General features: G+C 73.2%; 16 protein-coding genes. 8 read left to right on the forward strand and 8 right to left on the reverse strand.

The window, feature by feature from the left end:
* Window positions 1–3 precede the first annotated feature (3 nt).
* The 7 genes from rnpA (at window position 4) to AC24FB_RS07640 (ending at window position 7538) form a co-directional block, all read left to right on the forward strand.
* Window positions 4–387: a ribonuclease P protein component gene (gene rnpA / locus AC24FB_RS07610; protein ID WP_425714015.1), complete on the forward strand. Its 384-nt coding sequence runs from the start codon at window positions 4–6 to the stop codon at window positions 385–387.
* Window positions 380–919: a membrane protein insertion efficiency factor YidD gene (gene yidD, locus AC24FB_RS07615; protein WP_425714014.1), complete on the forward strand. Its 540-nt coding sequence runs from the start codon at window positions 380–382 to the stop codon at window positions 917–919. Before rnpA ends, yidD begins: the two co-directional genes overlap by 8 nt.
* A 15-nt stretch (window positions 920–934) precedes the next feature.
* A complete protein-coding gene (yidC, locus tag AC24FB_RS07620) occupies window positions 935–2107 on the forward strand; it encodes a membrane protein insertase YidC (RefSeq protein ID WP_425714013.1) in 1173 nt (390 codons plus the stop codon).
* 260 nt (window positions 2108–2367) lie between these two features.
* The gene (locus AC24FB_RS07625) at window positions 2368–2838 is read left to right on the forward strand and encodes a Jag family protein (RefSeq protein ID WP_425714048.1); all 471 of its coding nucleotides are present in this window, start codon (window positions 2368–2370) and stop codon (window positions 2836–2838) included.
* A 160-nt stretch (window positions 2839–2998) separates the two neighbouring features.
* Window positions 2999–3658 carry a 16S rRNA (guanine(527)-N(7))-methyltransferase RsmG gene (gene rsmG / locus AC24FB_RS07630; RefSeq protein WP_425714012.1) on the forward strand — a complete coding sequence of 220 codons (660 nt, stop codon included), beginning with the start codon at window positions 2999–3001 and terminating at the stop codon, window positions 3656–3658.
* Window positions 3659–5225: 1567 nt separating this feature from the next.
* Window positions 5226–6221, forward strand: coding sequence for a ParA family protein (locus AC24FB_RS07635; protein ID WP_487561354.1), 996 nt, complete (start codon window positions 5226–5228; stop codon window positions 6219–6221).
* 3 nt (window positions 6222–6224) lie between these two features.
* The gene (locus tag AC24FB_RS07640; RefSeq protein WP_425714010.1) at window positions 6225–7538 is read left to right on the forward strand and encodes a ParB/RepB/Spo0J family partition protein; all 1314 of its coding nucleotides are present in this window, start codon (window positions 6225–6227) and stop codon (window positions 7536–7538) included.
* 124 nt (window positions 7539–7662) lie between these two features.
* On the opposite strand, the gene AC24FB_RS07645 is transcribed toward AC24FB_RS07640, so the two are convergent.
* The 8 genes from AC24FB_RS07645 to AC24FB_RS07680 form a co-directional block, all read right to left on the reverse strand.
* The gene (locus tag AC24FB_RS07645; RefSeq protein WP_425714009.1) at window positions 7663–8664 is read right to left on the reverse strand and encodes a D-alanine--D-alanine ligase family protein; all 1002 of its coding nucleotides are present in this window, start codon (window positions 8662–8664) and stop codon (window positions 7663–7665) included.
* 84 nt (window positions 8665–8748) lie between these two features.
* Window positions 8749–10116: an aminotransferase-like domain-containing protein gene (locus AC24FB_RS07650; protein WP_425714008.1), complete on the reverse strand. Its 1368-nt coding sequence runs from the start codon at window positions 10114–10116 to the stop codon at window positions 8749–8751.
* Between the two features lie 257 nt (window positions 10117–10373).
* Window positions 10374–10694, reverse strand: a complete 321-nt coding sequence (locus AC24FB_RS07655) for a thioredoxin family protein (RefSeq protein WP_425714007.1) — start codon at window positions 10692–10694, stop codon at window positions 10374–10376.
* Window positions 10695–10698: 4 nt separating this feature from the next.
* Window positions 10699–11748, reverse strand: coding sequence for a thioredoxin-disulfide reductase (trxB, locus tag AC24FB_RS07660; RefSeq protein ID WP_425714006.1), 1050 nt, complete (start codon window positions 11746–11748; stop codon window positions 10699–10701).
* A gap of 94 nt (window positions 11749–11842) precedes the next feature.
* Entirely contained in the window at window positions 11843–14755 is a 2913-nt protein-coding gene (locus tag AC24FB_RS07665) for a hypothetical protein (protein WP_425714005.1), read from the reverse strand.
* Window positions 14756–14954: 199 nt separating this feature from the next.
* Entirely contained in the window at window positions 14955–17654 is a 2700-nt protein-coding gene (gene murJ, locus AC24FB_RS07670; protein WP_425714004.1) for a murein biosynthesis integral membrane protein MurJ, read from the reverse strand.
* Window positions 17651–20116 (reverse strand): DUF6049 family protein, encoded by a 2466-nt coding sequence (locus AC24FB_RS07675; protein WP_425714003.1) that lies wholly within the window; start codon window positions 20114–20116, stop codon window positions 17651–17653. The genes murJ and AC24FB_RS07675 overlap by 4 nt, the downstream gene beginning before the upstream one ends.
* The gene (locus AC24FB_RS07680) at window positions 20113–20619 is read right to left on the reverse strand and encodes an NUDIX hydrolase (RefSeq protein ID WP_463653321.1); all 507 of its coding nucleotides are present in this window, start codon (window positions 20617–20619) and stop codon (window positions 20113–20115) included. Before AC24FB_RS07680 ends, AC24FB_RS07675 begins: the two co-directional genes overlap by 4 nt.
* A gap of 218 nt (window positions 20620–20837) precedes the next feature.
* Between AC24FB_RS07680 and AC24FB_RS07685 the strand changes: the two genes are divergently transcribed.
* Complete coding sequence (locus AC24FB_RS07685) at window positions 20838–22253, forward strand: CCA tRNA nucleotidyltransferase (protein WP_425714047.1); 1416 nt, start codon at window positions 20838–20840, stop codon at window positions 22251–22253.
* Window positions 22254–22379: the final 126 nt, after the last annotated feature.

The raw sequence follows: 22379 nt of genomic DNA on the forward strand, positions 1-22379 counted from the left end.
GTCGTGCTTCCGGCGCACCACCGGATGCGCCGCGCGGCCGACTTCACCGCGACCGTCCGGAAGGGCGTGCGGGCCGGCAGCGACCGACTCGTCGTCCACAGGCGACCGACCGCCGACGAGGACCCCGTCCTCGTCGGCTTCGTCGTCTCCAAGGGGGTCGGCGGGGCTGTGGTCCGCACGGAGGTCAAGCGGCGCCTGCGGCACCTGATGGCTGACCGGGTCGCCGGCCTCGAGCCGGGCACGCGGGTCGTCGTCCGCGCCCTGCCGCGCGCCGCCGGGGCGACCTCCGCCGAGCTCTCGGTCGACCTCGAGCGGGCGCTGCGCGGCACCGCCCGGAAGATCGAGCGGACGCGGACCACCGACGCCGTGGCACCGGGGCATGCCTGAGGAGGGCCCGGGCCGGGAGCGATCTCCGGGAGGCGGTGCACAGCGGCGGGCCGACGACGATCGCCGGCGCGTGGTCGGCGGGGACCAGCACGCCGAGGGTGACGACCGAGGGGGCAGCCGCTTGGAGCGCGGCCGGGTCGGGCCGATCACGTGGCTGCTCCTCAAGGCGGTCCGTGGCTACCAGCTGATCGTCTCCCCCTGGTTCCCGCCGACGTGCCGCTACTACCCCTCGTGCTCGGCGTTCGCCGTCGGGGCCCTGCGGACGCATGGTGCGGGCAAGGGTTTGCTCCTCGCCGTGTGGCGGGTGCTGCGGTGCAACCCCTGGTCACGGGGCGGGGTCGACCACGTGCCCGAGCGCGGAGCCTGGGTCGGCAGGCGTGTCCCGCTGCCCGACCCGGACGAGCCGGGTGAGCAGCCTCACCAGGCGGGCACGGGTGGCCCCGGGCACCCGACGACGCCCGGACCTCCCGGTGCGTCTACCCTCGGGGGGACAGATCGAGGGGCGTGCGACGGCACGCCGCAGGACCTATAGGGAGTCACCGGGCTGATGGATGCCATTCTCGCGCCGATCAGGTGGGCCGTTGCCTGGGTGATGGTGCTGATCCACGACGGCGCCGTCGCCGTCGGGTTCCCCGAGGGGTCCGGCTGGGCCTGGATCATCTCGATCGTCGGCCTCACGGTCGTGGTCCGGATCCTCATCATCCCGCTCTTCTTCCGGCAGATCCGTGCCTCGCGGGCGATGCAGCTCGTGCAGCCGGAGCTGAAGAAGCTCCAGGACAAGTACAAGAACAAGAAGGACCCGGCCTCCCGGCAGCGCTTCCAGGAGGAGATGCAGGCGCTCTACAAGGACGCCGGCACGTCCCCGTTCGCCTCCTGTCTGCCGCTCCTGCTGCAGATGCCGATCTTCTTCGGTCTGTTCTCGGTGCTCAACTCGCTCGACAACATCGCGGCCGGCACCTCCGACGCCATCGGCCCGCTGACCCAGGACCTCGCCCGCGAGGCCGAGAACTCCCTGCTCTTCGGCGCACCGATCTCGTCGACCTTCATGCAGACGTTCGGCGACAGCGCGGCGAACCTCGACGCCGACCTCACGTCGGTCCGGGTCGTCACGGTCGTCCTCATCATCGCGATGTCGCTGTCGACCTTCTTCACGCAGCGTCAGCTGACGATGAAGAACATGCCGCCGGCGGCGCTCGAGAGCCCGATGTTCCGGCAGCAGCAGATCCTGCTGTACATCCTCCCGGTCGTCTTCGCCGTCACCGGCGTCAACTTCCCGATCGGTGTCCTCATCTACTGGTTCATCTCGAACCTGTGGTCGATGGGCCAGCAGTTCTACACGATCAAGCGGCAGCCGACCCCGGGCTCCGACGCCTACAAGGCGATGGTGGAGAAGAAGAACGCCAAGCGTGCGCGCAAGGGACTTCCCCCGCTCGAGGAGGAGATCCCGACCCTCAAGCGGAGCGCGTCTGCCGGTCAGCGCAAGCCGCAGCCCAAGCGTGGGACCGAGGTGGCGGGCGCGACGGCCGCCGACGACGCGGCAGGCTCCGCCGATGAGGCCGGCGACGACGGCGAGTTCGAGGTCCGCGGCAAGGATGGTCTGACCGCCGCCGAGCGCGCGCAGAAGCGGTACGAGCGCAGGCAGGCCGAGCGCAGGCTCGCGGCCGAGAAGCGGCGCAAGCGCGAGGGCGGCTCGTCCTCCGGCGGCGCGAAGAAGAACTGACACCACCGGCCCGGACCGGGGTTGGACACCCGGGCGAGGCCCCACCACATGGCAGGCGCCCCCGAGGGCGTCGGACGAAGGAGCACATCGTGAACGACGACCTCACCACCGAGGAGACCGCTGCCGGCGACGACGCCGGTACCACGCAGGAGACGACGACGCCGGATGAGCAGGCGACGGCGGCCCCGACGAAGGAGACGGCCGACGACGGGCAGACGGCCGACGACGCGAAGGACGCAGAGCCCACCCGGTCCTCTCGGGTGAGCCGGCTCGAGGAGGAGGGGGACGTCGCGGCGGACTACCTCGAGGAGCTCCTCGACATCGCCGACCTCGACGGCGACATCGACATCGAGGTCGACCACGGCCGCGCGGCCGTCTCGATCGTGTCCGAGGAGGACGGCGACCGCTACCTCTCGCGCCTGGTCGGCGACGACGGCCACGTGCTCGATGCCGTCCAGGAGCTCACCCGGCTCGCCGTGCAGGCGAAGCTGGGTGACCGGTCGCGGATCATGGTCGACATCGCCGGTTACCGGGAGGGTCGACGGGTGTCGCTGACCGCGCTGGCGGAGGAGGCGATCGAGCGGGTCCGTACGAGCAAGGAGGACGTGGCCCTCGAGCCGATGAACCCGTTCGAGCGGAAGATCGTGCACGACGCGGTCTCCGCCGCCGGGCTCGTGTCGGACTCCGAGGGCGTGGAGCCGCGCCGGCACGTGGTCATCCGACCTGCCTGATCCCGTGCGTCACGACGACGAGCAGCCCGACCGCTCCCTCGCCGGCGCCCCTGCGGGTGACGGACCCGAAGGTGTCGAGAGTGCGGCTCAGACGGCCGGCGCCGGTTCACCGGCTGCTGTCCCTTCCGGTGTCGCGAGTGCGGCTGAGGACGGTGATCCGGTGTCGTCTGACGTCGACCTCGAGGCTGCCGAGAGTGCGGTTGAGGTCCCGGGCGCCGGGGTCGCCGAGCTGTTCGATCTTGCCTGGGCACCCGCCCAGCACTTCGCCCAGATGCTCGCCGAGGAAGGTGAGCTCAGAGGTCTCATCGGCCCGCGGGAACTACCGCGCCTGTGGAGTCGGCACATCGTCAACTCCGCCGCCGTTGCTCAGTTCGTGTCCGAGGACGACTCGGTCGTCGACGTGGGCTCAGGTGCGGGGTTCCCCGGTGTGGTCGTGGCGATGTTGCGACCGGACGCAGCGGTCCACCTCGTGGAGCCGATGGAGCGGCGGGTCGACTGGCTGCACGACGTGGTCGATGAGCTCGGTCTCGACAACGTCGAGATTCATCGGGCTCGTGCGGAGGAGATGCACGGGGTCCTCAAGGCGTCGGTGGTGACGGCGCGTGCAGTCGCGGCTCTCGACAGGCTCTCCCGATGGACGATGCCGCTGGTGGCAGGTGGCGGGCGTCTGGTCGCGCTCAAGGGTGAGCGGGCGAGCATCGAGGTGGAGAAGGCGCGGAAGGTCCTGCGCAAGCTTGGTGCCGCGAGCACGACCGTCGAGTCGGTGACTCCGGTCCCGGGCGGCGAGAGCACGACCGTGGTAGTTGTCAACAAGCGTTGACTATCTTGCGTCCCCGGAACGCGCGGACGGGCCGCGCGGTTGGCCTCGTCGATCTCGGTGGATCGATGCCTATGCATGGTTTGTGTGACTGCATGAGTTTTGCGCTCGGCCAGTTGAGTGGTGCCGCGAGGCTGCCTTCTGGGAGTGCTGCTGGCCACGGAGCCGCCTCCAGGTTGGGGGGCGTCCCGAGAGATCGCGGTTGAGTTGTCTCGGCTCTGCACTCCGCAATGTCGACCCATGGTGGTGTGCATGCCACAGGTGCGCCGGGTGGCCGGCGCCGAGGCGCGCTGCGTGCGGATCGTGGGGGTGCGTCGGTGCCGGGTACTGGTTCTCAAGAGGGTGGTGCGGCGGTCCCCCGGTCTCGGCCCGGATCCCTGTGGGCATCCTTTGCCGGCAGGCACGTGCGCTGCTTCTGCTGTTGAGCTCCCCGGGTCGCCAGCAATCCTGGCCCATAGGTCGGAGGCCATGTGTCTTCCAGGAGTCCGTCGATGAGGCGTGGCTCCGCTAAGCCGCCTGGTTCAGTGCTGGGCCCGAGCGGTCAAGTGGCGATCTCGAGTTTCACGTGAAACCGGTGTCGCCCAAACTCTGAAGCGAATCAAGCTGCAGATGCGCTGTCGAACGTCCGGTGACCGCGTCGATGACTCGGTGGTGGCACGACAGAAGTAGTGCTCGTGCTGGCACCTGACCATGAGTGCTCACGGTGCTCGAGGCGCTGCCTCGCGACGGACGGTGGAACCAGGCACGACGCGGTTGGTCGATGTAGGCACGACAGCACGGTTTCACGTGAAACGGGATCAATCCATTGGAGCGGTGCTCGAGCACTGAGAGTAGAACTCCGAACGGGCGAGCCAGGTGGTCCCCGAGTGAACGCCGCAAGAGGCCGGCACCCTGCTTCTGGCGTGGCCGATATATCGCATCGTTGCTGGATGTTCGAGGCGGCGAAGACCTGAGCATGCGTCCCGTCCCGTCGCGTTTCACGTGAACCAAGTACGCACAGTGTCGTTGTGCAACCTCGGAGCTTGGTCGGCGGCTACGCAACGACAGATGGTTCATGCTGCACTAGCTCGAGGTACAGGCGGGGGCGACGGATGTGTCCATACGACGGTGAACAACACTCTGGTGGCGGCCGATAGGTGCCCTCGGCCGGAAGGATTCACGTGAAACAGCCGGCGAGCACAAAGCCGCGACTAGTAGCCAGCGGAACGCGACGCCTGGCTGCAGAGGTGCACTCACCATATGTGGTCGGTGCGCTCATGTTGTCGACCGATTGCGCGCATCAAGTGCCCCACCACCGAACGTCCTACATCCTCGTGCGCACAGCTACGGCGATGCGTGCCAAGACGGGTGCCCGGCGAACGGACAGATTGGTGGGTGACAACAGTGCCGTCACCACCTCTGTGCACGATGACGACTACACGGGGGTGGTGTTCCACGTGGAACACCACCCCATGGAGCTGCTCCTCCGTGAGTGGCAAGCCACGGGACAGGCTGTGGACGGACATCAGTTATCGCCAGAACCGGCATAGACTCGGACAGCCTTACACCTCAGGGTCTGGAGACAGGACGCATGGCAGATCGTACGACCGACGCCGCTCAGGACGACGTCCACGGACTTGCGGCCGTGCCGGAGGACGACCAGGACGACGCTCTCTCGCACACCACGTTCGATGCCGACGAAACGACGCCGCTCGCACAGGAGCTCGCTCAGCAGGCGGAGCGCCGACGGCGCCTGTTCGGCAAGGACATGCCAGAGCCCACACAAATGCGGACCATAACGGTAGCCAATCAGAAGGGCGGTGTGGGAAAGACCACAAGCGCCGTGAATCTGGCTGCTGCGTTGGCCGAGGGCGGCCTGCGGGTTCTCGTCGTCGACAACGACCCCCAGGGAAACGCCTCGACGGCGCTCGGCGCCGGGCACGACCCCGGGACGCAGTCGCTGTACGACGTCCTCATGGGGGAGCTGACCATCGCCGACGTCGTGGTGCCGGCACCGTTGCTGCCGGGCGTCGAGGTCGTGCCGTCGACGATCGACCTGTCGGGTGCCGAGATCGAGCTGGTCTCCGAGGACAACCGCGAGCGTCGGCTTGCCGATGCGCTCGACGCCTACGTTCAGCATCGCAAAGACGCAGGTCAGGAGAACATCGACTACATTCTTGTCGACTGTCCCCCGAGCCTCGGGCTGCTGACGATCAACGCCTTCGTCGCGGCTCGCGAAGTTCTCATCCCGATCCAGTGCGAGTACTACGCGCTCGAGGGACTGACGCAGCTCGTCCGTAGCATCGGCCTCATCACCGAGCACCTCAATCCTGACCTCGTCGTCTCGACGATCCTGTTGACGATGTACGACAAGCGCACCAACCTCTCGCGGGAGGTCGAGCACGAGGTCCGGACGCACTTCCCGGACCAGGTCCTCACGACGGCCGTCCCGCGCTCCGTGCGAATCTCCGAGGCGCCGAGTTTCGGGCAGACCATCATCACGTACGACCCGACGTCGTCGGGAGCCCTCACCTACCGTGAGGCCGCGCTCGAGATCGCCGTACGCGGCGCTGCACCGAAGGAGTAGGGCATGGCGGAGAAGCGACGCGGCCTGGGCCGCGGAATCGGCGCGCTCATCCCCACCGGACCGCCCGCAGGTACCCGTGCGGCACGACCGGCGGACATCTTCTTCGATGGACCTGGAACGGCGCAGGCTGAGACGAAACAGCAGGTCACGGGCCCGGCTGACGCGCTCGAGACGATGCCTGGTGCAGCGCCCGACGAGTCGGTATCCGCCGAGTCGCCGGTGACCGCCGCTCCGGACAAGGCGACGGCGGGTTCCATGCGCACGAGCACGACGGTCGACGCAGCAGCGACGCCGGCGGAGCTCGAGCAGTCCCGCTCCGGCAGGACCGCGATACCTGACGACGCGGGGACGTCGACCGGAGCGATCGGCACCCCGAGCTCGGACGGTGACCGCACCTATCCGGATGCTGGTGCCACCGCAGTGCGCCGGTCGGAGGACGCCTCGGTGGCGGTCGACGACGATGGCCTCCGGCCGGTACCCGGGGCGACCTACGCCGAGGTGCCCGTCTCCTCGATCGTCCCCAACGCCCGCCAGCCTCGGCAGGTCTTCGACGAGGACGACCTCGACGAGCTCGCCGCATCCATCCGTGAGCTGGGCGTGCTGCAGCCGGTGGTCGTCCGTCCGATCGCGACCCAGGACCCGCGGCGGAGCGACGACGTCCGGTACGAGCTCGTCATGGGTGAGCGGCGCCTGCGCGCATCGATGCAGGCGGGCCTGACCGACATCCCCGCGGTCATCCGCTCCACGGATGACACCGACCTGCTGCGCGACGCGCTCCTCGAGAACCTGCACCGCGCTCAGCTCAACCCGTTGGAGGAGGCCGCGGCGTACCAGCAGCTGCTCGACGACTTCGGCGGCACGCACGACGAGCTCGCCCGGCGGATCGCCCGGTCCCGGCCGCAGATCTCCAACACGCTGCGGCTCCTCAAGCTGCCCGCGCTCGTTCAGCGGAGGGTGGCAGCGGGCGTCCTGTCGGCCGGTCACGCCCGGGCTCTGCTCGGTCTCGAGGACGGTGCCGCCATGGAGCGGCTGGCGCAACGGATCGTGGCCGAGGGGCTGTCGGTGCGTGCGACGGAGGAGGCTGTCGCGATGGGCGAGGGGCCGACGAGACCCGAGCTGCGTCGGCGTCGGGCGCCTGCTGCCCACTCTGAGCAGCTCGACCGTCTCGCCGGCCGGCTGTCCGACCGGCTCGACACCCGCGTCAAGGTCTCGATGGGTCAGCGCAAGGGTCGGATCACGGTCGACTTCGCCTCGGTCGAGGATCTCGACCGGATCCTGGCGACGTTGGCTCCGGGCGAGCAGGTCGACTCGGACTAGTCCTCCGTGCTGGACCGCGGGCAGACAGATCTGCCCGCGGCCTGACGTCAGATCTCGACGTCGAAGCAGGTCAGGGGGATGGCTGGCGACATTCTGTCGCCATTACCGCCGGTAGGGCCCTGCGTCAGCCGTTCGCCCCGCGCTCCACGGCGCGGCGGGCCAGTGCCAGGTAGAGCTCTTCCGCCGTCGTCGGGCCCTTGGACGCCGCCTGGGGGAACAGCGAGGTCTCCGTCATGCCGGGGGCGACGTTGATGTCGATGACCCAGGGGCGCCCGTCGTGGTCGACGATCAGGTCGATCCGGGAGAGGTCACGCAGCCCCAGGGCGGTGTGCACGGTCGTCGCGGTCCGGGCAACCTCGGCCGCCACGTCGGCGGAGAGCCGGGCAGGGACGAAGAACTCGGCGCGGCCGGGGTTGTACCGGGCGTCGAAGTCGTAGGGGCCGTCCGATGTCGCGATCTCGACGGGCGGCAGGGCGACAGGCCCGTCCCCGAGGTCGACCACCGAGACGGCGACCTCGGTCCCGTCGACCGCACGCTCGATGAGCGCGTCAGGGCCGTAGGCGAAGCAGGCCACCATCGCGCCCGGCAGCTGAGCCCGGTCCTCGACGAGGGTGACGCCCAGGGCGGAGCCACCGGCCGCCGGTTTGACGACGAGCGGCATTCCGAGGCGGCCGACCACGGCGTCGAGCACTCGGCGCGGACCGACCTCACGGAACAGCGACTGGGGCAGTGCCACGTACGACGGCGTGGCGACCCCGGCGTGCTCGAGGACCGCCTTCGACACCGGCTTGTCTGACGCGAGGCGGGCCCCGGCGGCACTCGAGCCGACGAACGGCAGGCCGAGCACGCCCAGGAGGTCCTGGAGCGAGCCGTCCTCACCCTCGGCGCCGTGGACCACGGGCCACACGACGTCGGGGTCGAGGGCCGCGAGCCGCTCGAGCAGGGCGCCGTCGAGGTCGAGGATCTCGACGCGTGCGCCGGCGGACCGCAGGGCACCGCCCACGCGCCGTCCCGACCGGATCGAGACGTCACGCTCGTGGGTGAGCCCCCCGCTCACCACGGCGACGGTCAGCTCCTCGGGGTTTCCTGCACCTCCGGGCGCCGGTGCGGCGGCCGCGTCGTCCATCTCCTGCTCCTCGTCTCCGTGCGGTCCTTCGACCGTCGTCGCTGTGGGCTGTCGTGGGTTGCCCGGGCCGGCCCGGGCGTAGGGTCAGCTGGCGTCGGCGCCCGGGACGTCGATCGTGCGCTCACCGGGGGTGGGGATGTCGTCCGCCGTCCCGAACATCTCGACGAGGTCGCTCTCCGCGCGGACCACGTCCGCGAGGCGACGGACCCCCTCCCGGATGCGTTCCGGCGTCGGGAAGCAGTAGGACAGTCGGATGTGGTCCTGGCCGGTGCCGTCCGCGAAGAAGGCGGTGCCCGAGGTGTAGGCGACCCGGTTGGTGACCGCGCGGGGCAGCATCGCCTTGGCGTCGAGTCCGCGGGGGAGGGTGAGCCACGTGTAGAAGCCGCCGGTCGGGACCGTCCAGGACAGGTGCGGCAGGTGCTCGCCGAGCGCGCCGAGCATCGCGTCGCGCCGCTCGCGGTACATCTCGCGGAACGACTTGACCTGCCCGTACCAGTCGAACTCCTGGAGGTAGCGCGTCACGATCATCTCGTTGATGACCGACGGCGAGAGGATCGCGGACTCCGCGGCGAGCACGAGCTTCTCGCGCACGGCGAGCGGGGCGTACGCCCACCCGACCCGCAGGCCGGGGGCGAACGTCTTGGAGAAGGAGCCGAGGTAGACGACCGCGTCCTCGTCGTACGACTTGAGCGCGGGCAGCGGGTCGGAGTCGAAGCCGAGCAGCCCGTACGGGTCGTCCTCCATGATGAGGACACCGTGCCGGCGCGCGATCTCGACGATGCGGGGGCGCCGCTCGAGGGTGAGCGTGACGCCGGCCGGGTTGTGGAAGTTCGGCACCGTGTAGAGGAGCTTGACGGTGCGGCCGGCGGCCTTGAGCTCGCCCAGGATCCGCTCGAGCTCCTCGGGGATGAGCCCGTGGTCGTCCATCGGCACGTGCACGACGTCGGCCTGGTAGCTCCGGAACACGCCGAGCGCACCGACGTAGCTCGGCGCCTCGGCCACGATGACGTCGCCCGGGTCGATGAAGATTCCGGTGACGAGGTCGAGCGCCTGCTGCGACCCGGTGGTGACGACGACGTCGTCCGGGTGCGCGTGCATCGCGGAGTACCGCATGACCTCGACGATCTGCTCGCGCAGCTCCTCCTCGCCCTGCCCGCCGCCGTACTGCAGCGCACGGGTACCGGACTCGGCGACGATCCGGCCGATCATGTCGCCCAGGTTCCCCAGCGGGAGGTCGGCGATGTTCGGCATGCCCCCGGCGAGGGAGACCACCTCGGGCCGGTTCGCGACGGCGAAGAGCGACCGGACCTCGGACGCGCGCAGGTGGTGGGCGCGACCCGCGTAGCTCGAGCGCCACGGGTCGAGCCGGGTGCCGGCGGCCGCAGCAGCGGCGGCAGCCGCGCGCTGCTCCTGCTGCTCGACCTGGCCGTCCTGGCTGTCCGTGGTGCTCATCGCCTGCTCCTCGTGGCTCGGTGCGCTTCCGCGCGGAGGTGCCAGTGTGCCACCGCGTGCCCCGGCGGCCCGGGACGGCTCACGTGCGGGTGCTCGACGGGTCGGTCGGCGGGGGGCGATGGAGCAGCGGGACGGGAGCCGACGACGAAGGGCAGCCCTCAGCCGCACTCTCGACCACACAGGGGTCGGCGGCGATGAGCGGCGCCTCCCAACCGCAATCTCGACGACGACGAACCGCAATCTCGACGAGGCGGGGGTCAGGGGGTGAGGGCGTCGTCGATCGCGGACAGCAGCGCCGGCTTGGTCTGCGCGCCGACGAGGACGCCCACGCCCTCGCCGGCCCGGCGCAGGTGGTAGGTCGGGATCGTGCGCACGCCCCAGCGTTCGGCGATCTCGGGGTGCTCGGCGGTGTCGACGGAGACGACGCGGACGCCCGGTCGCGCGCCGGCGACCTCCTCGAGGACCGGGGTCATCAGCCGGCACGGGCCGCACCACTCGGCCCAGAAGTCGACGACGACGAGGCCGTCCGACGCGAGGGCACTCTCCAGGCCCTCGGCGTCGACCGGGGTGACGTGCACGCGCTCAGCCGGCGACGGGCGTGGCCGAGCCGACGGCGCGGGCGGCCGGCTCCGCGTCCTCGACGGTGGCGGACTCGACCTCGGGAGCGCCCGGGGACACGGTCCCGTGGGCGAGGTCGCCGAGGTAGCGCTCGGCGTCGAGGGCAGCCGAGCAGCCGGTACCGGCGGCGGTGATCGCCTGGCGGTAGGTGTGGTCGACCGCGTCGCCGCACGCGAAGACGCCCGGCAGGTTGGTCGCCGTCGTCGGGTGGTCGACGACGATGTAGCCGTCGGTGTCGAGCCCGACCTGGCCGGCGACGACGCCCGTGCGGGGGAGGTGCCCGATGGCGACGAACATGCCGGTGACGGGGAGGTCACGCTCCTCGCCGCTCGTCGTGTCGCGCAGCGTGAGCGACTCGAGCCGCTGGTCACCGTTGATCTCGGCGACCTCGGAGTTCCAGGCCATCTGGATCTTCGGGTGGGCGAGCACGCGGTCTGCCATCACCTTCGAGGCGCGCAGCTCGTCGCGGCGGTGGATCATCGTCACCTTGTCGGCGAACTTCGTGAGGAAGAGTGCCTCGGTGGCCGCGGAGTCGCCGCCCCCGACGACGGCGATGTGCTGCTCCTTGAAGAAGAACCCGTCGCACGTGGCGCAGTAGGAGACGCCCCGACCGGAGAACGTCTCCTCCTTCTCGAGGCCGATGTGCTTGTAGGCGCTGCCGAGCGCGAGGATGACGGACCGCGCACGGTAGGTGCCGTCGTCGGTCGTGAGGACCTTGACGTCGCCCGTCAGGTCGGTCTCGACGACGTCCTCGTACAGGACCTCGGCGCCGAACCGCTCGGCCTGCTCCTGCATCTTCGTCATGAGGTCGGGCCCCATCACGCCCTCGGGGAAGCCGGGGAAGTTCTCCACCTCGGTGGTCGTCATGAGCGCGCCACCGGCGTCGATCTGGCCGGCGATGACGAGGGGGGCGAGGTCCGCGCGGGCGGCGTAGATCGCGGCCGTCCAGCCGGCGGGGCCGGAGCCCACCACCACGACGTCGTGGATCTTGTCGGCGGCGCTGGTCTCGGTCATGACTCTCCTCGGATGTGTCGTGTGCTCCTGCGCGGGGCAACAGCGGAGCCGCTCGCGATGTTCCCGCGCGCGGCCGCCGGTGGTGCTCGCCCCGCTACTGGACGGTGATCTCGGCGATCTCCGCCCGGTTGGCCCCGTCGGTCCCGGCGGTCGGGAGCTCGGTGATCCAGACGATGAGGTGGGCGGTCTGCGCGGGCGTGTCCCACGTGAACGTCGTCTCCCCGGCCTCGAGCGGTCCCTCGGCCAGCAGCGCGCCCTCCCCGGGGGTGGCGGGGTCGGAGACGCGGATCTCGACGTGACCGCCCTCGCCGTCGGCGAAGGTGTCGATCGTCAGGCCGCTGACCGCGCTGATGTCCTCGAGCCAGACGAGCAGCCCGGTGCCGGACTTCACCCCGTAGGTGGGGGACTGGTAGGACAGCGACCGCCAGTAGGTGTCGATGTCACCGTCCGCCGCCAGGGGTGCCGTGTCCGCGTTGTCCGTGCCGCCGCCCTCCGGGTCGACGAGCTCGGTGCGCGAGAGGACCGGGGCCGGCAGGTCGGAGTCGGCCCCGGCGGTCGGCGCCTCCGACGGGCTCTCCTCGACCGGGTCGGGTGTGACGACGGGCGGGGTCTCGCTCGGGAGCTCGACCGCGGAGGTGGGCGTCATCAGGGTCCGGGTCGCCCACCAGGCGCCGAGCACGACGACGACGAGGAAGAGCACGACGACCCACGGCATCGGGTCGATGGTCCCGCGGCCGACCTCGCGACCAGCCACCCGGTCGTCCATGAGCGAACCGTCGTCGCGCGCGTCGGCACCGTCGTCGGGCCGGTACGCGGCCGCCCCGCCCCGCGCGGATCGTCCGGAGCGGCCCGCGGCGGAGACGGGGACCTCGCGGGTCCGCTCGTCGACGGCAGGGAGCTCGTCGGAGCCGGACGTGCCGTAGGGGACGTCCAGCGGCTGCTCGCCCGCCTCGTCGTCCTCGAGGCGGCCGGGGTTCGAGAGCCGCTCCTGGATCGAGCTGCGCGCGCGGCCCACCGAGCGGCCGAACGAGGCGGAGGCACCGCCGATCCCGGCCGCAGCCGCTGCCGCGGCGGCGGAGGCCTTGGCCCCGATGGACGGTCCGGCGCCGGCAGCGCCCGGGCCGGCTGCGGTTCCCGCAGCCGCGGGGTGGCCGGACCCGCGGCCGGTGCCGGGCGCGTGCTCGTCCCCGTGGGTGGCGCCCGCACGCTGGACGGTGCCGGTCGTCGCGCCCGGGTGCTCCCCGGGTGGGGGAGGGGGCGCACCGGCCGCGCCGTGCGCGGACGCGGGACCCGCACCCGCTCCGGCAGCGCCGGCGCCTGCGCCGGCTGCACCAGCCGCCCCCGCACGTCGGTCGCGGCCGGCACGGCGCCCGTCGCCCTGCTCGGGGGCGCTCCCCGGTGCGTCGGGATCGGGCAGTGGCAGGTGGGCCGTGGCGACCCGTGCATGCCGGACCGGCGGACGTGCGCCGCCGACGACCCGCCGGGTGAGCGCGTCGAACCGTGCCGCGGTGGTGGTGGGGACGATGCCCTCGAGCGGGTCGGGCGCGCCGTCCTGCCCGGGTCGGCCGTGCGGCGCGGAGCCGTCGGGGGCCCCGGTCGCACCTGCGGCGGTGCCCGACGTGCCACCGGGCGGCGTGCCGTACGGGGTGGGGCCGCGGCGTCCACGCGACGTCCCGTCCGTGGGCCGGGACGTCGGGTCCTGCGAACGGTTCGACGGGTCCTGCGGACCGGCCGGTGCGCTGTGCGGGTCGCGCGGCGCACCGGCCCCCGAGGCAGATCCCTCGGTCGGACCGCCCGAGCGCCCGCCCTGGGCGCGGTCGTGGGAGTCGGTGGTGCCGGACCGGTTCTGAGCAGCGGCCGCACCGGCGGCGAGCGTTCCGGCCGCCGCCGCACCGAGACCGGCGGCACCGGCGGAGGCAGCAGAGCCCGCGGTGGAACCGGAGCCCGCAGCGGCGCCCGCAGGCGCGGAACCCGCGGACCCGTCGCTCGGCGGGATCGACGGCGGTCCCGGGCGGCGGCGCAGGCGGCCGCCGAGCGTCGAGGACGGGCGCTGCTCCGCGGGGGCGGAGGCAGGGGCCTCGGGCCGGTCGTCGTCGACGGCGGAGATCTCCTCGGTGGAGGCGTCCGCGGGCGGAGGCGGAGGGGGCGCGGGTGTCGCCCCAGGGCCGGAGGCCGAGCCGGACGTTCCGCCCGCGGCACCGGTCGCGGCAGCACCCGCAGCGCCGGCAGCACCCATACCTGCAGCGCCCGCACCAGCGCCCGCGGCGGACGCGCGCGAGCTGCGCTCCGGCGTCGTCCCCCCGGCGGGCGGAGGCGGCGGGGGAGCAGCGCCCGCGCCGGCGGACGAAGTCGCGGACGAGCGGCGCACGGACCGCGGTGGCGGGTCGATGTCGCCCCACGGGGCGAGGGTGTGGAAGAGGTCGCCGGCGCTCGACGGACCAGCGCCCTCGTCGAAGGTGCGCACGCACAGGTCGTCGAGGTCGGGCGGGACCCGGTCGACGAGCGTGGCCGGCGGGGGCGGGGCCGAGCCGTCGTCGGTGCCGACGGGACGTCCGGTGAGCGCGAGGTAGAGGAGCCCGACGAGGTCCCCGGCATCCTTCCGGGAGGCGCGGGCCGGGGTGAGGACGAGGTTCTCGCCGAGCGCGTTCGCGACACCGGTTCCGGTGACCATGACCTCGCCGTCGTCGGTCACGCGGACCGACCGCGCGTCGAGGGCGAGGTGCCGGACGCCGTGGCGACGCGCGGAGTCGAGGGCGGCGGCGGCCTCGCCCACGATGGCGCGCGCCTGCTCGGGCGGCACCGGTCCGTGGCTCGCGTAGTCCGCGAGCGTGGTGCCCCGGGCGGGCTCGCCGACGACGAACGCCCGCCCCTCGCTCGTGGCCACCTCGTAGATCCGTCGCAGGCGCTCGTCCTCGACCAGCGAGGCGCGGCGCGCGGCGTCGAGCACCTCCTCGGTGGCCGGCTGCGCCGGGTCGAGGAGCAGGACCTCGACGGGCCGGTCGAGCACGGTGTCCTGCGCCGCGTACCGGGTGGCGCCGGGCGAGGCGGGCTCGAGGGCGTGACCGAGCGCGTACCGCCCCGCGAGCAGCGGGCCGGGTGCGGTGCCCTGGTTCGTGTCCAGGTCTCCCCCTCGATCGTGGCGGGCGGTGCGCCGGTGCGTGGTCCTGCGCGAGTCTAGTTGCCGGAGGTCCAGCCTTCCGGTCGCCTCACCGGCTCGGTGGGTCGGAGCGCCTCGACGGCGGCTCGTCAGGCCCCCGCTCCGGCTCGGGATCGGCGGGTGGTGGGGGTGGCGGCGTCGGGCTCCCGGGTCCTCCCGCGTGGCCGCCCGACCCGGCTCCGCCGTGCCCACGCCCGCTGCCGTCGCCGTCGGTGGGACGCGCGCGGCGTGCGCGGCGCGGGTCGTGGGGCGTTCGTCCCTGCGAGTGCTCACCCGCGGGACGGACCGGGCGGACGACGGTCTCGTCCGGCGCGCCGTCGAGCGCGTCGAGGTGCGTGAGCGGGTCCAGCTCGGCCTCGGTCGGCGAGGGAGGTACGTGGCGCCCCGGCCGCTCACGCCGGTCCGCGCGCTCGCGTCGGGGCATCGTCGGGGACGCGCCGGTGGCGGCGCTCGTCGCCGCGGGCGCGGACGGAGTAGGTCGGGAGGACATCTCGTCCGGGCGGGTGCGCGGCCGGTCGGTCGGCGACGAGGTGCCCGACGACGACGATCCGCCCACCGGTGCGCCGGCGCCCGGTACGGCATCTCGAGGTGCGGCGGACCCGTACCCCGTTCCCGGTGCGACCGCGCCGGGTGTGCCGGTCCCTGGTCCGCCGACGTCGGGCGCGCCGGCTCCCGGGGTCTCGGGGCCCTGATCGGCAGCCTCGGGGCGACGACGCCGCCCCGGGTTCCAGACCGGCTCCCACGCGGACTCGATGTGCGGGGCCCAGGGCAGGTCGCGGGAGGCGTCGACCGCGTCGTCGGCCTGGCGGGAGGCGTCGGCGGCGGACCGTGCCCACAGCGGCCGCTCGTCGTCGGAGCGGGGGTCCGGGCCCCACGTCGACCCTGAGCCGGTCCCGGCACCGCGCATCCGGTGGTCGAGGACGTCGGCCTCGGCCGCGCCCGCGCCAGGACCGCCGGCACCAGGCGCTCCCGGGCCGGACACACCCGCGCCGGGCTCACCAGCACCGGTCCCGCCCGCAGGTCCGCCCGCACGGCCGCCCCGCAGCCCGGGGTTGAGCACCGCCGCGACCCACATGACGCCCGTGCGCAGGGGCCCGGGCAGGCGGCGGGCGATCCCCGCCACCATGTTCCCCAGCGGCCGCGCGACGACCTCGAGCTCGTCGACGTGCAGGGTGCGCAGCGCCACGAAGTAGCCGAGCACCATGAGGACGCCGACGAGCACGACCCGCAGGAACGCGCCGGGCAGGTCGAGGTCGGCCTCGTCGGTGCCGAGGAGGGTGAGCAGGCCCCAGCCGAGCAGCACCGGCCCGGCCGCGGCGATCGTGATCCGCACGTGGGCGCGGACCACGCGGCCTCCGTCGGTGTGGCCGAGCCGGGGCCGCAGGCCGAGGAACGACAGCGCGGCGCCGAACACGTTGGAGACGGCCATCGCCACGCAGGCGCCGACGAGCACCCAGCGCGGGGGCAGCAGCAGGGAGGCGAACGCGCCCACGACCACGACGGCGGTGAGCGGCAGCTGGAGGAAGAACAGCCGGCGCGCGTCCTCGAACGCGTAGTACACGCGCTGGATCACGGTGAACGCGCCCACGCCCACGAGGCCGAGCAGCATGGCCACGAGCACCATCGCGATCGACTCGACCTCGGCGAAAGCGGCCGCGGGCGTGATGACCCGGACGAGCGGCAGCGCGAGCACCATGAGGCCGCCCGAGCAGAACACGGTGAACAGGCCGACCACCCGCAGGCCGAGCGAGAGGTCGGCGCGCACGGCGCCCAGGTCCTGGTGCGCCGCAGACGTCGACATCCGGGTGAACAGCGCGGTGATGAGGGAGACGACGACCAGCGAGGTGGGAAGCGAGTAGAGGAAGTAGGAGTTCGTGTAGGCGGCGTTGCCGGCCACGTCGATCGCGTAGTCGCCCGCCGCCGACGCCGCGGCCGCCACGTTGGAGATCGCGAGCGTGGCGAGCTGCCCGACGAGGAGGGCGGCGAACACCCACATGGCCGTCGAGGTGGCGGAGCCGAGCCCGCGGCCGCGGAACCCGAACCGCGGCCGCAGCCTGACGCCCGCGCTCCGCAGCGGCCACAGGAGCACGAGTGCCTGGGCGGCCACGCCGGCGGTCGCCACGCCCGCGAGCAGGATCGTCCGGTCCTGCGTCCATGCCTGGGCACCCTCGGCGGTGAGGTCGGCGACCGACCCGTGCAGGCCGAGGAACACCACGAGCCCGATGATCGCGACGACGTTGTTGAGGACCGGCGCCCACGTGTACGGGCCGAAGATCCCGCGCGCGTTGAGCACCTGCCCCAGCAGCGTGTACATCCCGTAGAAGAACAGCTGGGGGATGCACCAGTACGCGAACGTCACCGAGAGCGAGTACCAGGGGTCCTCCATCCCGAACGCGAACAGCCGCACGAGCAGCGGCGCCGCGAGCGTGAGCACCACGGTGAGTCCGGCGAGCCCCAGCGTGATCGCGGTGAGCAGCCGGGAGACGTAGTCGTCGCCGCCGTCCTCGTCCTTGGTCATCGCCCGGACGATCTGGGGCACGAGGACCGCGTTGAGCACGCCACCGGCCACGAGGAGGTAGATGAGGTTCGGCAGGCGGTTGGCCACGTCGAACGCGTTGGACGCACCCGTGTTCGCCCCGAGGACCGCGACGAGCAGCACCGGGCCCTTGACGAGCCCGAGCACGCGGGAGACGAGCGTGCCGGCGAACATCGTCACCGACGACCCCGCGAGTCCTCGCCTCCCGTTCATCGCCCGGTCCTCCCGCTCCCGTGGTCCTCGTCGTCGGGCACGTCCGCGTTCTCGCCCGTGCTCCCGTCCGCGTCGGTCCCGACGCGGGGGACATCGTCCGTGACGGCCGGCTGTTCCCCGGTGACGTGCACCGTCGGCGCGCCGGGGTCCCCGGCGATGACGGGGGTGGCGTCCCCGGTCGGGACACGGACACCTCGGCGGATGCGCCGCACGAGCCCGACGACGACGAGCAGCGCGAGCACGAGCCCCGCGATCCGCACGCCGGTGCCCTCCCAGCCCGCGCGGACCCGCACGACGATCGTCGCGGCGTCGCCGATCTGGTCCCCGTCGGGGGTGACGAGCCTGACCTGGACCGGCAGGTCGCCGGACCCGATCGCGGAGACCGGCACGAGGGCGGTCTCCTGACCGCCGGCGGGGACGACGATCTCGACGCCCTCGGGCGCCTCGAGCCGCGGGTCGTCGGGGTCGACGACGACGGTCACCCGCGCGTCGGTCTCGCCGTCGTTGACCACCCGCACCGGCAGGTCGGCGGTCGACGCGATGAGGTTGATGGGGGAGGTGGGGGTCGCGCGGACGGCGTGGGTGGCCGTGGTCAGCGTGTGGAACCAGCCGCCGACCAGCGTCTCCCGGCTCGTCGGGTCGTCGCGCCACCCGGCCGAGACGGCGGTGCGCACGGCGAGCGCGGCGCTCGCGGTCACGGGGTGGGGCGGGTCCGTCATCGTGGCGACCGCGGCGGCCAGACGCTCGGTCGCCTCCGCGCGCTCGAGCTCGGCGCTTCCCAGCTCGCCCGCCCCGACCACCCGGTCGGGGAGCGAGAGCGGGTCGGTCGACGCGGCGGGGGCCAGCCGGAGCTCGGCGAGGGAGGTGAGCTCGACCCACGGCGCGTCCGCGAGCGCGTGCGCGACGTCCCCGACCACCGCCGCCTCGGGAGCGGTGGTGCGGTCGTAGGCCAGGAGGAGCGGGCGCGGGTCGCTGGGCCGCTCGCGGAACACGACGGCGAGGTCGGCGAGGAGGAGCTGGCGGGCCTGGACGTCGGACAGGGAGGTCTCGTCGCCGGTGGACCAGGGCAGCACGGTGCCCTCGAGCAGAGCGCTCGCCCGCTCCTCGGTGACGAGCGCCGGCGCGGGGAGGGCGCGGGCGCCGCCGAGCTCGACGTCCGCCCGGCCGGACACGGTGTACGTGAGGTCCGACGCGGGCGTGAGGACGGGGCCGGGCAGCACGGTGACGCCCGCCGAGGCGTCGTGGGCGAGCTCGACGGTCTCCGTGTCGACCTCCTCGGTCGCGGGCCACGCGAGGGAGGGCACCACGTGGCCGGTGAGGACCCCGATGCGGTCGACCCCGTCGCTCGTCAGTCGCTGGGCGAGGTCGGGCCGGTCGAGGTGCGCGAGCGCGGCGAGGTCCGCGTCGCCGGCGGGCAGCGCGAGCAGACGGTCGTCCTCGGCGAGCTCCGGCAGCGCGGTGCCGGCGGCGGTGCCCGTGCCGTCGAGGAGCACGGGGTCCAGCGCCAGGGTGGCCCCGGTGCCCGCGATCGCGTCCGCGAGGGCGAGCACGCCCCGTCCGGCGGGGGGTGCGTCGGTGTCGGTCGTGGTCCCGGTGCCGGCGGCGTCGCTCGGCGACTCCGCGGGTGGCACCTCGTTCGACGACGGCGCCTCGCCCGAGGGCGACTCCGCCGACGCCGACTCGTCGTCGTCCGGCGGGGGCGTCGCCGGAGCAGTGTCGCTCGCCGCGGGATCGGGACCGAGCCCGGGCACGAGGGAGTCGTCGCCGACGGTTCCCGACGTCGCCGGGACGAGGAGCCCCACGGGCAGCGGCTCGAGCGACCCGGCCGGAGCACCCCAGACGACGGCGGTGCGCAGGACCTCGACGACCTCGCCGGCGTCCGTGAGGACCACCTCGAGCCCGCGGGGACCCCACTCGTGGACGCCCTCGACCAGGCCGAGGTCGTCGGCGGGGACCTCGAGCTCGACCGTGCGGCTCTCGCCGGCGGCCAGCGGCTCGTCGAGCTCGGCGGTCTCGACAGCCGGGTGGCCCGACGGGTCCTCGCCCGACTGCCAGGCCGCGAGCACGGACCGGGAGATGGGGATCGACCGGTCGAGGGCGAGCGTGAGCACGCCGTCGTCGACGTCGGAGGTGGGGGTGAGCGTGACGGTGACGGTGAGGTCCTCGCCGGGGTCGAGCGCGGCGGGCGAGACGTCGTCGAGACCGAGCGGCGGGGCGGGGTCCGCCGGGTCGCCGGGAGCGGTCCGGGCGGTCCTGGCGTTCCGTGGATCGTCCGCCGCGGCGCCCGCGTGCCGTCCGGAGTCGGCGGACCCTGAGGCACCGGCGGACCCGGGGGCACCTGCCGACCGGGCGGCGTCCGCCGCGACGGGTGCCGTGAGCGCGAGGGAGCACAGGAGGGTCGCCGCGAGCGCCGCGACGAGGGCTGCCCCCGCGGCCCGGCCCCGCGGGGCGTCCAGGGTCATGCCCGGCCGGCCAGCACGTCCCGCGCCGTGGCGACCACGCGCCGCTCGTTGGGGTAGGCCAGGCGGGCCGAGACCTTGTCCAGCCGCACCCACGCCACCTGCTCCGCCTCCTGGTCCGGGTCGTTCTCGATGGTCAGCGTGCCGCCGGTGGCCTCGAGGAGGTAGTGGTGCACCACCTTGTGGACGCGGCGGTCGGTGCCGGCGAACCAGTAGTCGATCGTCCCCAGGTGCCGCAGGACCCGGCCGTCGATGCCGGTCTCCTCGGCGATCTCCCGGACCGCGGCCTGCTCGGCGGTCTCGACGCCCTCGAGGTGCCCCTTGGGCAGGCACCACTCGAGGCGGCCGCCCCGGTTGCGACGGGCGATGACGGCGACGTACGCGACGCCGTCGGCGACCTTGACGATGATCCCCCCGGCCGAGGTCTCGTCGACCACGGGCAGGCGGGAGGAGCGGGAGCCCGGGGTCCGCACCCGCAACGGGCGGGGGGCCCGAGGCTGGGGTATCGGTGCGGCAGGCATGCGGTCCACTGTAAGAGACTCCCGCGCCGGTCAGAAGGAGGGCGGGCCGGGCGACAGGGGCGGGAACGGTCAGGAGGCGGTGCCCCGGTCGGCGGGAGGGCTGCTCGGGTGACCAGGACCGCTGCGGCCCGAGGTGGCGGCCGTGGCACCCTTGGTCGGTGCCGGACGACCTCCCTGACGACCTCGCCCTCCAGGTGCGCGCCATGAAGGTGCTCGCCGACCTGCCGCGACCCGTGCTCGACCTCGCCGCGCGGTTCGTCGAGGCGGGCGAGGAGATCGCGCTCGTCGGCGGCCCGGTCCGGGACGCGTTCCTCGAGGTGCCGCCGAAGGACATCGACCTCACCACGTCCGCGAGCCCCGAGGTCACCGAGTCCCTCCTGCGCGCCTGGGGCGCCCGCACGTGGGACATGGGGCGCGAGTTCGGCACGATCGGCGGCGCGCGGGACGGCCTCGAGGTCGAGGTCACCACCTACCGCACGGACGAGTACGAGGTGGGGTCGCGCAAGCCCGTCGTCGCGTTCGGGGACACCCTCGAGGGGGACCTGTCCCGCCGCGACTTCACCGTCAACGCCATGGCGGTGCGGCTGCCCGACCTCGCGCTCGTCGACCCGCACGACGGCCTGGGCGACCTCGCCCGCGGGCTCCTGCGCACGCCCGTCACGGCCGAGCAGTCCTTCGACGACGACCCGCTGCGGATCATGCGTGCCGCCCGGTTCGTCTCGCAGCTGGGCTTCGAGGTGGCCGACGACGTGCGCGCCGCGATGACGGCGATGGCGGCCCGCCTCGAGATCGTCTCCGCGGAGCGGGTGCGCGCCGAGCTCGAGCGCCTCCTGGTCGGCGGCCACCCGCGGGCCGGGCTCCGCCTGCTCGTCGACACCGGTGTGGCCGAGGTCGTCCTGCCCGAGCTCGCCCTCCTGCGCGAGACGGTCGACGAGCACGGCCGCCACAAGGACGTCTACGAGCACACCCTCACCGTCCTCGACCAGGCGATCGCGCTCGAGACCGGTCCGGACGGCCCCGTCCCGGGTCCGGACCTCGTCCTGCGCCTCGCGGCGGTCATGCACGACGTCGGAAAACCCGCCACCCGCCGCTTCGAGCCCGGCGGGGGCGTCAGCTTCCACCACCACGAGCTCGTCGGCGCCAAGCTGACGTCGAAGCGGATGCGCGCGCTGACCTTCGACAAGCAGACGACGAAGGACGTCTCCCGTCTCGTCGAGCTCCACCTGCGGTTCCACGGCTACGGCGACGGGGCGTGGACGGACTCGGCCGTGCGCCGGTACGTCACCGACGCCGGCCCGCTCCTCCAGCGCCTCCACCGCCTCACCCGCGCCGACTCCACGACGCGCAACCGCCGCAAGGCCGCCCGCCTCTCGGCGGCCTACGACGACCTCGAGCGGCGGATCGAGGTGCTCGCCGAGGAGGAGGAGCTCGCCGCGATCCGGCCCGACCTCGACGGCTCGCGGATCATGGAGATCCTCGGAATCACGCCAGGCCCGCTCGTGGGCCGCGCCTACCAGCACCTCCTCGCGCTGCGGATGGATCAGGGGCCGATGGCGACCGAGGACGCCGAGGCCGCGCTCCTGGCCTGGTGGCGCGAGCAGCCCGAGTCCGGGGACTGAGCCCGGGGCCGCGCGAGCAGCTCAGACCGGGGGCCGCGCGAGCGACCGTGCCCGTGACGGGGCGGAGGCTGCCCGCCGGGTCGTCGTCGTCGGGCGTGGGGGTGCCTGAAGAACCGGACAAACGGC

It is taken from the genome of Georgenia sp. Z1344, from assembly GCF_057652375.1.

Excerpts from the sequence above, each read along its gene's own strand:
- yidD (WP_425714014.1), top strand. The coding sequence starts at position 380 with ATGCCTGAGGAGGGCCCGGGCCGGGAGCGATCTCCGGGAGGCGGTGCA.
- AC24FB_RS07635 (WP_487561354.1), top strand. The coding sequence starts at position 5,226 with ATGGCAGATCGTACGACCGACGCCGCTCAGGACGACGTCCACGGACTT.
- murJ (WP_425714004.1), bottom strand. The coding sequence starts at position 17,654 with ATGAACGGGAGGCGAGGACTCGCGGGGTCGTCGGTGACGATGTTCGCC.
- yidC (WP_425714013.1), top strand. The coding sequence starts at position 935 with ATGGATGCCATTCTCGCGCCGATCAGGTGGGCCGTTGCCTGGGTGATG.
- trxB (WP_425714006.1), bottom strand. The coding sequence starts at position 11,748 with ATGACCGAGACCAGCGCCGCCGACAAGATCCACGACGTCGTGGTGGTG.
- AC24FB_RS07650 (WP_425714008.1), bottom strand. The coding sequence starts at position 10,116 with ATGAGCACCACGGACAGCCAGGACGGCCAGGTCGAGCAGCAGGAGCAG.
- AC24FB_RS07675 (WP_425714003.1), bottom strand. The coding sequence starts at position 20,116 with ATGACCCTGGACGCCCCGCGGGGCCGGGCCGCGGGGGCAGCCCTCGTC.
- AC24FB_RS07685 (WP_425714047.1), top strand. The coding sequence starts at position 20,838 with ATGAAGGTGCTCGCCGACCTGCCGCGACCCGTGCTCGACCTCGCCGCG.
- AC24FB_RS07645 (WP_425714009.1), bottom strand. The coding sequence starts at position 8,664 with ATGGACGACGCGGCCGCCGCACCGGCGCCCGGAGGTGCAGGAAACCCC.
- AC24FB_RS07640 (WP_425714010.1), top strand. The coding sequence starts at position 6,225 with ATGGCGGAGAAGCGACGCGGCCTGGGCCGCGGAATCGGCGCGCTCATC.